The organism is Methylobacterium sp. CCH5-D2 (assembly GCF_001556475.1).
GTDB lineage: Bacteria > Pseudomonadota > Alphaproteobacteria > Rhizobiales > Beijerinckiaceae > Methylobacterium > Methylobacterium hispanicum.
Genome location: NZ_LSIX01001010.1, coordinates 1 through 2,008, shown reverse-complemented (window position 1 = coordinate 2,008; position 2,008 = coordinate 1). Strand labels below are relative to the sequence as shown.

Here is a 2,008-nt window from a genome sequence, read left to right as displayed (position 1 = left end):
GCCCAGCAGGCGACGCCGCCGCGCCGACTCCGGCGCCCCCTCCGGCGACGGTCCCCCCGCCGTTGCCCTGCGTCTCGACGCTGATCTCGCTGAGCTGCACGCTGGCCTCGGCCGGCGGGTTCGCGGTGCCGCGGCGCGGCGGCGTCGCCTGCTGGGCCGCGGCCGTGGCCGTGAGGACGAGGAGCGAGGCGCCCGACAGCGCGAGGACGCGCAACGGACGAAGACGCTTCGGGGCGGGCGCAAGCGGCGACATGAGCGGATCCCGGACAGCCGACAGCGCGCCCCGGATCGCCCGGGACCGTACGGCCTGGCTCTTTAGAATGATGCTAAGTTCGTGAAAGGATTGAGCTTTCCCGAACAGGCCTACGGCCGAACCCCGGCCCGCACAAGGCTGTGCGCCATGGATTGCCGGGTCCTGTGGCCGGGCGGTCACAATCCATGATGGCACGCGCCAGGGATCACACGCGGGATGGATCGCCCCGGTGGGTCCCCTCAGCGCACCCGGCCGGCGATCCAGGCGACCAGCGCGTCGGCGACCGGATCGCTGTTCTTCTCCAGCATCATCATGTGGCCGTTGCCGCGCAGGCCCGCCTCGGCGAGGCGCAGGGATTCGGGCTTCGCCCCGGCCTGGGCCAGGAAGGCGGCCGTGCAATCGTCGACGGGCGCCCGGAAGGAGGCCTCGGCCGTCACGATCACGGTGGCCACGCGGGCGAGGTTCGGCAGCTTGCGGGCGGGTTCGCCCTGGAGCCAGCAGCGGATGCGTCCCTCCGCCGCGGGCGCCTTGGCCTGGATCACGGTGAGATCCTCGGGCGCGTTCACCGGCGGCTGGAAGCTCAAGGGGATGCGGGTGAGGCCGTAGGCGCGGGCGCGGCCCTCGCCGGTGCGCTCCCAGAACTCCTTGCCGCCGCGGTAGCGCACGTCGAAGAAGGGCGGCCCGTTCGGCTCGATCGCCACGTGCGCCTTCACGAGGTCGGGGCGCGCGTCCGAGACCGCCCAGCCGAACAGCCCGCCCTGCCCGTGGGTGAGGAGGATCGCGGGGCCGACCTTCTCGACGAGGGCGGTCAGCGCCGGGGCCATCAGCTCCTCGGTCTGCTGGGTGTTGGCGAGGTAGGGCACCTGGCTCGCCATGAACTGGTCGAAGGCCGGGTTGCCCGGCACGCCCGCCCCGCCCGGCCACTGGGTGTGGAGCTTCGCCTGCGGGAACAGGTCGTAGACCTCCTGGGCGGTGTAGGTCTCCTCGAGCGCGCGGGCGGAGAGGCGGGTGTAGGGCCCGTAGACCTCCGGGTTGGTGCCCGAGCGCCCGCGCCCGACCTGGTCCACCACGTAGACCTGGAAACCGTGATCGACGAAGCGCTGGGCCCAGCCCGGCCGCCCGTCCGGCGTGCCCAGGAAGTTCACCCCCGTCTGCGCGGCGCCGTGCACCATCACCACCGGATAGGGCTGCGTGACCTGGGCCGGGCGGCGCGACTGGACGAACATCTGCCCGACCATCAGGGTCTTGTCCTCGACCCGCTGGTAGCGCCCGCCGATGTAGAAGTAGCCGGTGACCGTGGCGGCCGACGTCCGCGGCGCCTCCTCGCCCCGCGCCGCGCCCGCCGCCAGGGCGAGCCCGAGGCCTCCGGCCCGGACGACCAGGGACAGTCTCGCGAACGGTCCCGGGCGCTGCCGTGCCGGCGGCACCGCGCCTCTCCTCACCGTCATGTCCCCTCCCCCGCTGCCACGGCCGCCTTATCACGGGAAACCGTGCGGCGAACCAGTCTCGCACAGGCGGACAACGGTCGTTTTCGTATCCGACCGGGCCCGGTGCCGCGCATTGACCGGTCGTTAACCCTGCGCCGGTACCGTTTCTTAACCATGCGGGCGGTGCCGCGCCTCCGGGCGCCGGCGACCGCGCAGGCGGGGCGTGTGCGAGCGGGGGCCGAGACGGGTGGCGGTGAGCGGGCGCAGCGGCGGCAGGGCGGAGGCGCGCGCGCCGGGTCCGCGCCGTGCCCGGGGGCCGGCCCTGCTG

General features: G+C 73.8%; 2 protein-coding genes. Both read right to left on the bottom strand.

Annotation, left to right across the window (positions count from 1 at the left end; genetic code table 11):
* On the bottom strand, positions 1 to 253 hold a 253-nt coding region (locus AX737_RS27485; protein ID WP_156453997.1), incomplete at its 3' end, for a hypothetical protein.
* A gap of 239 nt (positions 254 to 492) precedes the next feature.
* Positions 493 to 1,701, bottom strand: coding sequence for an alpha/beta hydrolase (locus AX737_RS27480; protein ID WP_066927016.1), 1,209 nt, complete (start codon positions 1,699 to 1,701; stop codon positions 493 to 495).
* Between the last annotated feature and the right edge of the window lie 307 nt (positions 1,702 to 2,008).

Excerpts from the sequence above, each read along its gene's own strand:
- AX737_RS27480 (WP_066927016.1), bottom strand. The coding sequence starts at position 1,701 with ATGACGGTGAGGAGAGGCGCGGTGCCGCCGGCACGGCAGCGCCCGGGA.